Raw genomic sequence first — 13,362 nt, forward strand, 5'->3', positions numbered from 1 at the left:
CGAGAACAGAACAAGAACGTTATTAGTGCTGGAGGCGGGTCATGCTCGTCGGAAAACTAGGCCAATGATGCTCGGCCATGGCCTTGAGCGTGGGCGTGTCCTGCCTGTTGAGACCCTGGTAGACCCACATGTTCCGAAGCACCGACGGAACGTAATAACGGGTTTCCCAATAGGGGATGGATTCGATCCAAAGCAGAGGATCGCCCTTGTCGTTGATCGTCGCCCAGCGCGCGACGGGGAGGGGTCCGGCGTTATACGAAGCGATGACCCGTGGAAGCTGGCCTGCCGTGCCGGGATTGCCGCGCATCATCTCGATGAAGCTCTGGCCATATTCCAGATTGTAGCTGGGATCGGTCAGCACGCTTCGCGAATAAGGGACGCCCCGGTTGCGCGAGACGAGCTGAGCGGTGACCGGAAGCACTTGCATGAGCCCAACCGCGCCGGCGTGGCTGATCGCGGTTCGCCGGAAGGCCGATTCCTGGACGATATGTCCGTAGGCGAGCGCGGGATCCACACGCCAGCCATTGAGCGGATTCCAGCTTGGGTTCGGATAGCGATCCGCGGCATCCGCGACGGCGCCCCACTGCCCATTGTTCGCCAGCCAAAGCTGCGCCGCGGGCAACTCCAGACGCTTCGCGACCTGTATCAGCGCATGATGCTCGGACGGAGAGCCGATCTTCGCCTGATAGCGCAGCATCTCCTCCGCCAAGGGAGTCTCGCCAATCTTTGCTAGCTCGATCGCCCGACGGACGTTGGGGATCTGGTCGATCGACGGATCGCGGTTGAGGTTCGGATCGGGCGGAAGCTTCGTATCCATGCCCAGAGTCTGACGGGCCAGAAGTCCGTAGAAGCTCTCGTTCGACCCTGCCGCTGCCTTCAGCAGAGGCGCGACGGAACGCGGTCGGCGGCAAGCCTGCTCGGCGCGCGCGGCCCAGTAATAAGCTCCTGCGCGTAATTCGCGCTGCTGGGCGAGCGATGCGGTCTGCTGGAAGGCGCGCGAGGCGCTGTTGCAGTCACCCATGCGCCACGAGGCAAGGCCTGACACCCATGCGGCTTGCGACGCCCATTCACCCTGCGCACCCTGGCGCCAAGTGTCCGCGACCCGCCGGGCATCGAGATCGAGCCCGTTTACGTAGAAGATCCAGGCCACGCGCTGGCCCGCTTCGGCCCGCGCTTCGACCGAAAGCTGCGGCGCTGCGAGAAGCAGTTGAGCTTCCGCCCCAGCGTGGTCGTTGGCCTTTACATAGGGATCGAGAGCCGCCCGCAGCTCATCTGCCACAGGTTCGCCCTGTACTGCACGGGCGCGGTAACGGACCGGGGCCGACCCCAGGTTGAAGAGCCTCTTCGTCGCCACGATCGTTGGAGCGGAGAGCGCGCCTCGCTTCAGCGCCATGGCCGCCAGCTGCGGGCCTTGGGGAAGGTCGGGCGCCTCAGCGAGCAATGACTGGATCGAAGCCAGGTCGACCACGGGAGAGTCCTTCGCGGTGTACAGCTCGGCTTTTGCTATGGGGGTGAGCGGGCTCGAAGGGAGGGCGTAAATGCCGGCGCGCGCGGATGCCCAATTGCCCGAATAAATTGCATCGAAAACACCGCGCCAGTCCCTGGGCACCGCAACGACCGGAGCGGCGGGAGGCGGGGGCGCGATCACCGGCACTTCCTGCGGCGCGGCGGGGATCTCACCCGGCGCCTGCGCTGCCTGATCTTCCGAAAGCGGTGCTAGCGGATCCTGCGCGAACACGGGCGCTGCCCAGATCAATGTTCCGAACGCCAGCAATCCAACTTTCAAGATTCATCCTCCATAAGCAGCAACAGGTCCCGCCATGCCAGTGCCTTGTCTAAGGGCCGATTAATGAGATGCCGGGGATGAAACGTCGCGACGGTCCGCACGCCCTCGACCTTGTGGACGTGACCACGCGCTTGCACCAGTCGCTTTCCGAGCAGCGCAACACAAGGGCCGTCTCCAAGCAGGAGCAGGCGTTTAGGCTTGGCCAGGCGCAAGTGACGTCGGGCGATATCCGCGCACTCCGCGCGATCCTTATCGCTCATGCGCGCGCCCGGGCTGTAGAAGCAGGAAAGAGAGGCGCTGTACGCAGCATCCGCACGTATCCCGATGGCGGCGAGCATTCGAACAGCCAGCTCCCAGGCAACCCCTCCGATGGGCTGGCCGGCGCTGAAATCTTCAAGAGCCGGAGCGTCGCTGAGCAGCATGACGGCCGCGTCCTCCGGGCCGTGGGGCATGATGCGTTTCGCAGTTGCCGATGCGAGCGGCAGCTGAACGCTCTCGGACAACCACTGCCGAAGCTCCACGAGCGTGTCCGCCGTCGGCTCCGAAATGTTCGGCGCCGTCGGTGCAGCCGTTGGCGGAGTTGGACTAACGGGTGCAGGGCGCATCCAATTGCGTGGCTGTTCCTGGATCGCCACGTCGACGCCAGCTTCCAGCCACCACGAAAGCGCGCTCCGCGCTTCCGCCATACCAATCGTTTCCAAATCCCCGCCCACGCCTTAATCCTCCCCGGCATTGACGCCATGGTCAAGGAATTGGCAGGGCGGACGAGTCGAATTGTTCACCCCGCGCGATGAGAGGTTTGAATGACTGAGCGGGAGTCCATGCAATATGACGTTGTGATCGTCGGGGGCGGGCCCGCAGGGCTCAGCGCCGCGATCCGGCTCAAGCAGCTCGCAAGCCAGGCGGGCCGCGACCTTTCCGTCTGCATTCTCGAAAAAGGCAGCGAGATCGGCGCGCACATCCTCTCAGGCGCCGTGATCGACCCGAAAGCGATCGACGAGCTCATCCCCGACTGGAAAGATCGCGGCGCCCCTCTGACCGTGCCAGTCAGCGAGAATCACCATTGGGTGCTCACGGGCAAGGGCAAGTTCGGCATCCCCGAGATGCTGATGCCCCCCTTCATGCGCAATCGCGGGACGTACACTTTGAGCCTCGGGAACTTCTGCCGCTGGCTTGCCGGGCAAGCGGAGGAGCTGGGCGTCGAGATCTTCCCCGGATTTCCCGCCGCGGAAATCCTTTACAACGATGACGGGGCCGTGCGGGGCGTAGCCACTGGGGACATGGGCATCGCCCGCGATGGCAGTCATCGGGGCGACTACCAGCCCGGGATCGAACTGCACGCGCGCTACACCTTCTTCGCGGAAGGGGCGCGGGGACACCTGACCAAGCGACTTACCGAGCTGTTCAATCTTCGCGAAGAAAGCGGCCCTCAGGTCTTTGGCCTTGGGATCAAGGAATTATGGGACATTCCTGCGGAAAGGCATAAGCCCGGGCGAGTGATCCATACGCAGGGCTGGCCGCTCGACGACGCCTGGGGCGGCGGCTTCCTCTATCACCAGGAGAACAACCAGGTCGCGCTCGGCTTCGTGATCGCGCTCGACTATTCCAATCCGTACCTCTCGCCGTTCGAAGAGATGCAGCGGTGGAAAACGCATCCCGCCATCCGTGCCGAAATCGAAGGCGGCCGGCGCGTCTCTTACGGAGCGCGCGCGATCAACGAGGGCGGATACCAGGCCATTCCCAGGCTAGTTTTCCCCGGCGGCGCGCTGATCGGCTGCTCGGCCGGCTTCGTGAACGTGCCCAGGATCAAGGGCACGCACACCGCGATGAAATCGGCCATGCTCGCTGCCGAAGCCGCGTTTGAGGCTATCGCGGCCGACCGCAGCGCCGACACGCTCGATGCCTATGAGTCCGAGCTTCACAGGAGCTGGATCGTCAAGGAATTGCGGATGGTGCGGAATGCGCAGCCCGCAGTTTCCCATTGGGGCGGGCTCATCGGCACCCTCTATGCCGGCCTCGACATGTGGCTGAACACGCTCCGCATCGGGGTGCCGTGGACGCTGAAGCACAAACCCGACAATGCGACCCTTCGGAAGAAGGAGAATGCGACGCCGATTTCCTATCCCAAGGCGGATGGCGTGCTGACCTTCGACCGGCTGTCTTCCGTATTCGTCTCGAACACCAACCATGAAGAAGATCAGCCGGTTCACCTGACGCTCAAGGATGCGGACATACCCACGGCGATAAATTTGCCGGTCTACGCGGGGCCCGAGCAGCGCTATTGTCCGGCAGGTGTTTATGAGTTTGTCGAGGATGGCGGTGAGCCGAGACTGCAAATCAACGCCCAGAATTGCGTTCACTGCAAGACGTGCGACATCAAGGACCCGACCCAGAACATCAACTGGGTCACTCCCGAGGGTGGCGGAGGACCGAATTATCCGAACATGTAAATTGCTGGCGGGGGTGGCGCTCGGTGTCGCCATGATCGAGCCGGCGAGCGCTTCCGTCCGAGTCAACCGCATCGACAATCCGGCTCTGATCTATGTGCAGGCCCGCGCCGCCTCGATGATCGGCGATCACGAGCAATCGGCGGAGCTGCTGGGCGCCCTTGCCCAATCCCAGCCAAACGATGCGGATTTGGCGCGGAAAGCTATCACCGAGGCCATAGGCTCGGGCCAGATGGACCTTGCGCTCAGGCTGATCCGGTCCGTTCCTCCACAGACGCTCAGCAGCGAGGCGCGATTGCTGGCCGCGGCGGATGAAGTTCGCCGGCGCCGGGCCGACCGCGCCCTGCCGTGGCTGGCGGTCAAGGGCGATACTGGAGACCTGATGTTCCTCGATCCGCTGCTGCGGGCGTGGTCGGCGGCAGACCGGAACGACCTGAACGGGGCGCTCAACACGATCGACCAGGTCAATGCCAATAGCCTGCTTGGACCGCTTCGCGCGGAGCAGCGAGCGTTCCTCCTGCTGAAGTTCCGGTGCACAGCGGAGGCCGAGCCTTTCGCCCGCCGAGCGATCGGCAATGCAGGCGCGCGCGAAACGCCGCTTCGGCTCGCGCTGGCGGATGCTTTCCGTGCCGCGGGCGATATTGCTCGGGCCCAGATCATGCTCGAAGGCCTGGGCGCGGATGAACCGGCAATGCGGCAGAAGCTGCTTGCCAATAAGCTCAATGGGGAGCGGGTCGAAGATAGCGCTGAGGCGTTCAGCTGGGCCCTGACGTCATTTGCAGGCGACATTGCACGATCTCAACGAGCCGTACCTCCGGTTGGGCTCGTCCAGGTCGCCCGTTATGCCGACCCCAGGAACAGCAGCGCGATCCTTCTCCTCGCGATCCTGCTCGATGGCCGGGAGCAGGAAGACGAAGCATTGGCTTTGCTCCGCAGCATTCCGCAGGACGATGCGTTGATCAGCCAGGCCCGCGACGTGCAGGTCCGGCTGCTGACTGAAAGCAAGCGCTTCGACGAAGCTTTCGCACTTGCGTCTTCGATGGCTTCCGATCGCAACGCGGGTATCGGCGATTTCACCCGCCTGGGCGACGTCTACCAAGCCATGGGACGGAACACCGACGCTGCCAACGCTTATGGCCGGGCGGTCTCTCTCGCCAAAAACCAGGGTCTCAAGAACGAGCTTTGGACCCTCATGCTGCTGCGGGCGAGCGCGCTGGAAGAAGCCAACCGCTGGCCCGAGGCACGGGGCGACCTGGAGCAGGCCCTGGCGATGGCGCCGGATCAGCCGCTTCTCCTGAATTTCCTGGGTTATGGGAAACTCGAACGAGGTGAGGACCTCGACGCCGCCGAAGCGATGATCCGCAAGGCGAGCGAACTGTCGCCGGACGACGCATCGATCGCGGATTCCCTTGGTTGGGCTCAATACAAGCGCGGCAAGCTCGAAGAGGCCGTGGCCACGCTGCAAGGCGCTGCCGAGAAGGACCCCGACCAGGCCGAGATCCAGGAGCATCTCGGGGATGCCCTCTTCAAGTCGGGACGCCGCTTCGAAGCTCGCTTCGCCTGGAACGCGGCGCTTGGAATTGCGGAAGACGACGTCGCGGCGCGTGTGAAGGCCAAGCTCCAATCGGGGCTTACGGCCGCGAACGCAGCTCCTTGAGCGTCGCCAGGGAAATCGCGGCTGCCAAGATCAACCTGGCGCTGCATGTCCGCGGCAAGCTCCCGGATGGACGGCACGCCATCGAGACCATTTTTGCTTTCTGCATCGACGGTGATCGGCTGAGTGCCGAGCCGGCCGCGGAGCTGACGCTCGGAAGCAGCGGCTTATTTTCTCCCGAGCTGCCTCACAGCGAAGACAATCTCGTCCTCAAAGCCGCCCGCGCGTTGCAAGAAGCGGCAGGCGCCAATTCAGGCGCTGCGATCCTCCTCGAGAAGCGGCTGCCGGTCGCGTCGGGCATCGGAGGCGGCTCGGCGGATGCCGCCGCGGCGCTACGCCTGCTGACTTCCTTGTGGAACATCGATCCGGCGCATGCCGAACGGGTCGCGCCAGCGTTGGGCAGCGATGTGCCCGCGTGCCTCCTAAGCCTCTCTGCGCGCGGAGAGGGAGCGGGGGACCGCCTCCAGCAGATTGCATTGCCAGAGGTGTCGGGAATGCCCGTGCTGCTGGTGAATCCGCGCGTCCAGCTTTCGACCGCGGAAGTCTTCGCGCGCTGGGACGGCATCGATCATGGGCCGCTCGGGGAGGACTGGCGGCATGGCCGAAACGACCTCCAGCCCGCTGCGGTACAGCTTGCACCGCAGATAGAGACCGTCCTTGCGTGGCTTTCTGCGCAGATCGGAGCGACCCTGGTAAGGATGTCCGGTTCGGGCGCAACCTGTTTCGCTTTGTTCGACAGCGAGGTGCCGCGTGACCGGGCGGCCGAGGCGGTGCCACGCGAATGGTGGCATCTGGCGACCAGCCTCCGCTAAAGGCGGCGCATGCGCCCGATCCTGACCGCCGATCAGATGCGCTCCGCCGAGCAGCGGGCGATCGATGCGAGCACGAGCGTCGAGCAATTGATGGAGCGGGCAGGGGCGGGCCTCGCGGAAGCCGTAAACCGGTTCGCCGGGCCGATGCCGGTACTCGTGCTTTGTGGACCGGGGAACAATGGCGGCGACGGCTATGTCGCGGCCCGGCACCTGGCCGAGCGCGGCATCGAAGTGCGTGTTGCGGCGCTGGCGGATCCTGCGAGCGACGCCGCGAAATGGGCGCGGTCGCAATGGGCGGGCGAAGTCGAAGCGCTATCGGACGAAACCGCCGAAGCTCCCATGCTGATCGATGCCTTGTTCGGGACGGGTCTCAAGAGAGGCCTAGAAGAGGCTGCTAGCGAACGCTTTTTGCGCCTTTCAAGCCGTTCGAAAATTCGAATCGCCTGCGATCTTCCGAGCGGCGCCGACACCGACACAGGCACGCTGCTGAGCCAGGTGCCCGAATTCGACATGACGGTGACTTTCGGCGCGCTGAAGCCTTCCCATCGACTCTACCCAGCGATGCACCGCTGTGGGCGCGTGGTGCTCGCCGACATCGGGATCGAGGCGTTGCCCGACTGGCACGAGATCGGCCGCCCGGCCCTGCCGCCCCTGGACCCCGCCGGCCACAAATATGATCGTGGGCTGGTCCATGCGCTGGCGGGAAAGATGCCGGGCGCAATCGCACTGTCGGCGATCGCCGCGGCCCGCGCGGGGGCCGGCTATGTCCGGGTGAGCACGTCAAGGCCGATCGACGGATTGCCCGCTGCGATAGTGCAGCTCGACACGGCGGAAGTGAACGACGAGCGTATCGGGTGCCTGCTCGTCGGGCCGGGCCTGGGGGACGCTCCTCAGGTGCTTACCCTCGCCCTGACATCACGATCTCCAAAGGTGATCGACGCCGATGGCATAACACATCTCGGCGATCCGGAACGCCTGCGCGGACAGGATGCGATCATCACACCGCACTCCGGCGAATTCGCCCGGCTCTTCGGCAAGATCGAAGGCAGCAAGCCCGATCAGGCGCTCGAAGGCGCACGTCGAAGCGAAGCCGTCATCGTGTACAAGGGTCCCGATACGATCGTCGCGGCTCCTGATGGACGAGTGGGGTTTGCGCCACCGGCTCCCCCCTGGCTGGCGAGTGCAGGCACGGGTGACGTGCTCGCCGGAATCATAGCGGCGATGCGCGCTCGCGGCTTGCCGGCGTTCGAAGCGGCTTGCGCGGGCGTCTGGCTTCATGGCCGGGCGGCGGAGATAGCGGGGCCGCAGATGATCGCCGACGACCTGGCTCGCGCGGTCCAGCAAGCCCTCGCGCTTTGATGGCCGAGGAGGTCGTCCGGATCGCAGCGCGAGGGGATGGCGTGACGTCGACCGGCCGCCACGTGCCCTTTGGGGTGCCCGGCGACGTTCTGCTGGACGATGGAGCGCTTGCTCCCGGGCCGCATCACCAGGAGCCGCCTTGCCGCCACTTTCCAGAATGCGGCGGTTGCCAGCTGCAGCACGTGGATGACGAAGCTTATCGTGGGTATCTCCAGTCGCGCGTGGAGACTGCTCTCTATCAGCATGGGCTGGCGACCGAAATCCGCGAGCCGCATCTCTCACCCCCCAACAGCCGCCGCCGAGCGACGCTACGAGTACTGAATACCGCCCAGGGGGTGGTAATCGGATTCAACGCGGCCAAGTCCCATCGCATCGTCGACATGCGGGAGAATTTCATCCTGAGGCCTGAATTGCTCGCACTGCTCGAGCCATTGAGGGAAATGCTGCGCCGGCTGCTTCCTTCCAAGAGCCCGGCTGAAGTCCACATGACGTTGATCGACCAGGGCGTCGATCTGTTGCTGAAGGGGCTTTCCGCCAGCAAACTCGAAGCGATCGAGACCTTGGCGGCATTCGCAACGGCGCAAGGACTCGCCCGGCTCAGCATGGACCAGGGCCTCGGGCCCGAAACCGTCTATGAGCCTGAACGGGCGACTATCGCCTTATCAGGAATTCCGGTCGCCTTTCCCGTCGGCTCATTCCTGCAGGCTACCTCGGACGGCGAAGCGGCGCTCGTAGCGACAGTCCGTGAGGCTGTCGGAGACTCGAAACAAACCGCGGATCTCTTTGCCGGCCTGGGCACCTTCGCGCTCGCAACCCGCGCTACCTATGCCGCGGAAGCGTCCAGGGACGCGGCGGCCGCGCTGCAGCAGGCCGCGAGGGCTGCTCGCGTCGAGCACAGGGACCTTTATCGGCGACCACTGGATTCCGGGGATCTCGATCAGTTCGAGGCCGTCGTGTTGGACCCTCCTCGCGCAGGGGCGGAAGAGCAAGTCCGATCGCTCGCGGCGTCAAATGTGAAGCGCGTCGCTTACGTCAGCTGCAATCCCGCAACCTTTGCGCGCGATGCTGCAATGCTGGCCGCTGCCGGATATGCGCTGGATTGGATCAAGCCGGTCGGGCAGTTCCGCTGGTCGACCCACATCGAGCTTGCCGCCGCCTTCTCGCGCTAGAAGTTCAGAACCCCGCAATCGTGGAGGATCCGGGCTCCCGCGTGGACCGTCAAGCCAAGAAGGCACAAGGTTGCGAGAAAGAAGAGCGGGAAGCGAATGGCCACGATATTCACCGTCGACTGCACGATGCTGTGTACCACGCGCAGCCCGACGTAGCCCCAGGCGAGCCAGTAATTGATGCCGGAACCCATGCCCATCAGGGCGAGAGTCAGCGCGATCGCATAGAAGATCGTCGGCTGCTCCATCAGATGGTTGTAATTGTGCGAAGGCCATTGCGCCTCGTCCGGCGCGCGACCGTCCAGGTTCACGCCGCGCGACCCGCGCGGGATGGTGCTCCAGGTGATTCCCAGCTTAGCAAAAGCGGCACGCCGAGCGACCGCCATCCATACAAGCATGACCAGCGACCAGGCGACCAGCGCCACAACCGGTGCAAGAATAGGGCTATATTCCATCGAACCCTCCCCCTCGATGCGGAAAGGTGCGTCAGATCGTTTCGGTTGGCAACTTATACGAGCGGCGCCGAGCGAGGGCGATCCCGCCGGCCACGCAGCTGACGAAAGCCATGGCCTCCAGGCCGGCGGTCACGGCCTCGCTGACCGGCCCGAAGCTGCGCTCTCCGACAAGCGAACCTATGCCGTCCAGGCTAAGCCGCGAGCTGTGGACCTGCTGGACGAGCAGGTTGAGGCTGCCGCCGAGCAGGTGGCCGCCCATCAATGTAACGAGAACGCCTGCAGCAGCGCCGATTAATGCCGCATAAGTGACGCCAGATCGGAAACTGCGCGACGGCCGCTGAACCGCGAGGACCGTCGCAAGCCCGGCGGCCGCGCCAAGCATCGCACCCTCCATCGCGCCGGCGAAGTCCACGGGTGGAATTCCGAGGAGCAGGAGAAGGGCGTCATGGCCGAGGAGCTTCACGACTGTGCCAACGACGAATCCTCCGGCCGCGCCGCCGAGGACGCTCCACGCATTTATTCCACGCGTCATGCGCGCTGCGGATGCAATCCCCAGCGACACTCCAGCGCCACCCACCAGCGCGAGCAGTCCCGTCAGCGATACAAGCACGAGCAACAGCGAAACGGAGCCGACATCCGCTTGCGGCTGCGATGTGCTTATGAGGCCGTAGAAGAGGCCCCCGAGCAGGCCCGCCATGCCACTGCCCAGGGTGCCCGCGACCGCCGTCAGCAGGAAAGGCCGCGAGGACGGGCTTCCGTTTGGGCTCGGCTGGGGTTGTGCGCCCTCAACGCCCTCTACGGCCGCTATGAAGCGATAGCCGTGCTTCGGCACCGTTTCGATGAAGCGTGGAGCGGCGGCATCGTCGCCGAGTTGCCGGCGCAGGGTCCGGATGCATTGCGTCAGCGCCTCGTCGGTCACCGGGACCCCGCGCCAGACTTCGTCGAGGAAGCGATCCTTGGTCACTAGCCTGCCTTGCTCGCGAACGAGCAGGGTCAGGGCGTCCAGATAACGGCCGTTGAGCTCAACAGTGTCGCTGCCGCGCAGAAGACGCCTGTCAGCCACATCGAGCAGGAAGTCTTCAAAGCGAAAGCAGGCCGGCGTCATGTGCCCGCGAATGAAGCAGGGGCTGCCCCGGCAATCAACCGCGGCAAGCCCCTGTTGGCAGGAAATCAGTCGAACAGCTTGGCGAAACGCCGCTTCTCGCGGTTGCGCCAGGCGCCGCGATGCCAGGCGTCGCTCGCCAGCAGCGGCAGGACGGAAGTCGCCTCTGCGAAAACCATCTGCTCCATGGCGGTCGAGACCTTGCCCCAGCTCGCCGCTTCCTGAAGCGTCGACGAGGAGCAGGCGCCGTCCCGAACGTCCGCAACGGTGATCTGCACGGCGTATTTGTGAACCTCGACGTCATGGTGCCCGAGGATCTCCGCGCAGACCACGGTATCCTGCGTGAAGTTCTTCGGAACACCGCCGCCGATCATCAGCAGGCCGGTGGTGCCCGCCTTGATCTTGATGTCGGTCAGCTCACGGAAGTCCGCGATCGCATCGAGCACCATGTAGTGGCCGCCGCGCTTCATGGCGTCGACCTGGTGCTTCACGAGACCGAAGCCTGCCGAGCTGTCGACGAACGCCGGGCAGAAAATGGGCACATCATGCTCGTAGGCGAGCTGAACGAGGCTGCCCTGCTTCTTCGCGTTGCCTTCGCTCAGCCACTTGCCCATCTCGCGGATGAAAGCGCGGCTCGAGTAGGCGCGAGGCTCCAAACTGTCTGCGATCTTGCCGATAGTGTGGTCGCAGTCCTGCAGCTGCTCCTCGTCGATATAGGTGTCGTAGATGCGGTCTATGTAAAGCGAACGCAAAGTATCATCGTCAGGAATTTCATTGGCTTGGTAGTGTTTGTGACCGAGCGCTTCGAAGAAATCCATGTCCACGATCGACGCGCCCGTGGCGACGATCGCATCGACCATGTTCGACTTCACGAGCTCCGCATAGAGATCCATGCAACCGCCAGCCGAGGTCGAACCCGCGATCACGAGGATGATCGAGCATTCAGGATCCTCGATCATCGTGTTGTAGATGCCGGTGGCGCGGGCGAGATCGCGGCTGGTGAAGCTCATCTTGCCCATCGACTCCACGATCGGGCGAGCATCGAACTTGGTGATGTCGATGTGCTCGATCGGCGTCGAAAGCAGCTCCGCCTTACGCGTATCGTTGATCAGCTCAGGCTCCTGAACCTTGTTCAGCGTGTCCGTTTCCATGTCATGCTCCAATGGTTGCCGCGCCTATAGGCTCGACAGTCGAAAGAGGCATGTCGTTTGTTAGCGGGGGACAGCCTCACCCCTGATCCCTCCTGCGCAACGCGGGAGGGGAATCCGTTACAGCCGAACGACGTTCGAGTGCTGAGTTTCGCCGTAGAGCGTCGCCATCGGTTCGTCGTCGACCACTTCGGTGCGTTCCGCGCCAAAGCCGTTGAACGCGGTGCGCATCGCGCAGCCATAAGCCCCAAGCATGCCGATCTCGATATAATCGCCAGTGTCGACATCGGCGGGAAGCTGGAACGGCCCCGCCATGCGATCCAGGTCGTCGCAAGTCGGCCCATAGAAGCTGAAGTCCATCGGTCGGACCTTCGCTCCGCGCTCGCTCACCAGGCGCACGGGATAGCGCCAGCCAATGTGCGCTGCATCGAACAGGGCGCCATAGGCCCCGTCGTTGATATAGAGCTCATTACCGCGGCGCTTCTCAACCCGCACGAGCAGGCTTGCATATTCGGCACAGAGGGCGCGGCCCGGCTCGCACCACAGCTCGGCCGAGTAGCTGATCGGCAGAGCCTCGAACGTCGAGTGGATGACGTCAAAATAAGCCTCGAGCGGAGGTGGCTCCATGCCCGGATAGGTCGATGGGAAACCGCCGCCGACATCCACGATATCGACGGTGACCGCTGCGTCGACGATCGCGTCACGAACGCGGCCCATTGCTTCTGCGTAGGCGGTCGGGGCCATAGCCTGGCTACCAACGTGGAAGCAGATGCCTAGGGCGTCCGAGGCCTGACGAGCCGCGAAGAGCAGCGCCTTCACGTCAGCGGGCTGCGCACCGAACTTTGCGCCGAGGCTGAGCTTCGCATGCTCATTGTTGACCTGCAGGCGGACCAGAAGATTGAGGTCGCTTGCCGGCTTTCCGTCGGTGGACGTCGCACGGACGATCTTCTCCAGCTCCTCGAGCGTATCGAGGCTGAATGTCTTCACGCCGTGGCTGAAATAGGCTTCCGAGATAGCCTCTTCGGCCTTCACCGGGTGCATGAAGCACAGCACGGCCTCGGGAAGCGTCTCGTGGACGAGCCTAATCTCGCCGATCGACGCGACATCGTAATGCGTCACTCCGGAATCCCAGAGGATCTTCAGCAAGGCCGGGGACGGGTTCGCCTTGACCGCATAGAGCGAACGGCCCGGAAACTTCTCCACGAAGAAGCGGGCCGCGCGCCGAGCGGCGTGCGGACGAAGCAGCGTTACCGGCTGGGCCGGTCGGCTCTTTGCGATGTCGGCAACCGGGTTGCCGACAGGGGTGGACGCTAGCCCCAGCGCGCGATGATGCTTGTGCAACTCAAGGGACCTCCAAATGCCAGTCGGCAAACGTTGACGAAAAGCTGCCTTGCGGTTGGAAGTCCCATGGGGCAGCGGCGCGCGATATATGT

Annotated in this window: 11 protein-coding genes; 5 read left to right on the forward strand and 6 right to left on the reverse strand. The window is 64.1% G+C overall.

The genetic code is table 11. From position 1 onward, the window contains the following. Positions 1 to 22 precede the first annotated feature (22 nt). Complete coding sequence (locus LZ538_RS10295) at positions 23 to 1,786, reverse strand: lytic transglycosylase domain-containing protein (RefSeq protein WP_249831922.1); 1,764 nt, start codon at positions 1,784 to 1,786, stop codon at positions 23 to 25. Next, positions 1,783 to 2,487 carry a uracil-DNA glycosylase family protein gene (locus tag LZ538_RS10300; protein ID WP_249831923.1) on the reverse strand — a complete coding sequence of 235 codons (705 nt, stop codon included), beginning with the start codon at positions 2,485 to 2,487 and terminating at the stop codon, positions 1,783 to 1,785. Before LZ538_RS10300 ends, LZ538_RS10295 begins: the two co-directional genes overlap by 4 nt. 102 nt (positions 2,488 to 2,589) lie before the next feature. Here LZ538_RS10300 and LZ538_RS10305 point away from each other — a divergent pair, with 102 nt between their 5' ends. Genes LZ538_RS10305 through LZ538_RS10325 form a run of 5 tightly spaced genes read left to right on the forward strand, consistent with a single transcriptional unit; the run spans position 2,590 to position 9,227 of the window. After that, positions 2,590 to 4,236 (forward strand): electron transfer flavoprotein-ubiquinone oxidoreductase, encoded by a 1,647-nt coding sequence (locus LZ538_RS10305; RefSeq protein WP_249831924.1) that lies wholly within the window; start codon positions 2,590 to 2,592, stop codon positions 4,234 to 4,236. A gap of 31 nt (positions 4,237 to 4,267) precedes the next feature. Next, on the forward strand, positions 4,268 to 5,890 hold the full coding sequence (locus LZ538_RS10310) for a tetratricopeptide repeat protein (RefSeq protein ID WP_249831925.1): 1,623 nt from the start codon (positions 4,268 to 4,270) through the stop codon (positions 5,888 to 5,890). Then, entirely contained in the window at positions 5,887 to 6,699 is an 813-nt protein-coding gene (locus LZ538_RS10315) for a 4-(cytidine 5'-diphospho)-2-C-methyl-D-erythritol kinase (protein WP_249831926.1), read from the forward strand. Before LZ538_RS10310 ends, LZ538_RS10315 begins: the two co-directional genes overlap by 4 nt. Before the next feature lie 9 nt (positions 6,700 to 6,708). After that, positions 6,709 to 8,058, forward strand: a complete 1,350-nt coding sequence (locus LZ538_RS10320) for an NAD(P)H-hydrate dehydratase (protein ID WP_249831927.1) — start codon at positions 6,709 to 6,711, stop codon at positions 8,056 to 8,058. Next, positions 8,058 to 9,227: a class I SAM-dependent RNA methyltransferase gene (locus LZ538_RS10325; protein WP_249831928.1), complete on the forward strand. Its 1,170-nt coding sequence runs from the start codon at positions 8,058 to 8,060 to the stop codon at positions 9,225 to 9,227. Before LZ538_RS10320 ends, LZ538_RS10325 begins: the two co-directional genes overlap by 1 nt. Here the strand turns inward: LZ538_RS10325 and LZ538_RS10330 are convergent. The 4 genes from LZ538_RS10330 to LZ538_RS10345 all read right to left on the reverse strand — a co-directional run bounded on the left by LZ538_RS10330 (position 9,224) and on the right by LZ538_RS10345 (position 13,270). After that, on the reverse strand, positions 9,224 to 9,679 hold the full coding sequence (locus LZ538_RS10330; RefSeq protein ID WP_249831929.1) for an MAPEG family protein: 456 nt from the start codon (positions 9,677 to 9,679) through the stop codon (positions 9,224 to 9,226). The genes LZ538_RS10325 and LZ538_RS10330 overlap by 4 nt on opposite strands. A 31-nt stretch (positions 9,680 to 9,710) precedes the next feature. Then, positions 9,711 to 10,784 (reverse strand): winged helix-turn-helix domain-containing protein, encoded by a 1,074-nt coding sequence (locus LZ538_RS10335; RefSeq protein ID WP_249831930.1) that lies wholly within the window; start codon positions 10,782 to 10,784, stop codon positions 9,711 to 9,713. 65 nt (positions 10,785 to 10,849) lie between these two features. After that, complete coding sequence (locus tag LZ538_RS10340; protein WP_249831931.1) at positions 10,850 to 11,932, reverse strand: 1,9-bis(guanidino)-5-aza-nonane synthase; 1,083 nt, start codon at positions 11,930 to 11,932, stop codon at positions 10,850 to 10,852. Between the two features lie 117 nt (positions 11,933 to 12,049). Beyond that, on the reverse strand, positions 12,050 to 13,270 hold the full coding sequence (locus tag LZ538_RS10345; RefSeq protein WP_249831932.1) for a type III PLP-dependent enzyme: 1,221 nt from the start codon (positions 13,268 to 13,270) through the stop codon (positions 12,050 to 12,052). Positions 13,271 to 13,362 lie beyond the last annotated feature (92 nt).

Origin of the sequence: Sphingomonas hankyongi (genome assembly GCF_023516575.1) — a bacterium.
GTDB classification, from domain to species: Bacteria; Pseudomonadota; Alphaproteobacteria; order Sphingomonadales; family Sphingomonadaceae; genus Sphingomicrobium; species Sphingomicrobium hankyongi.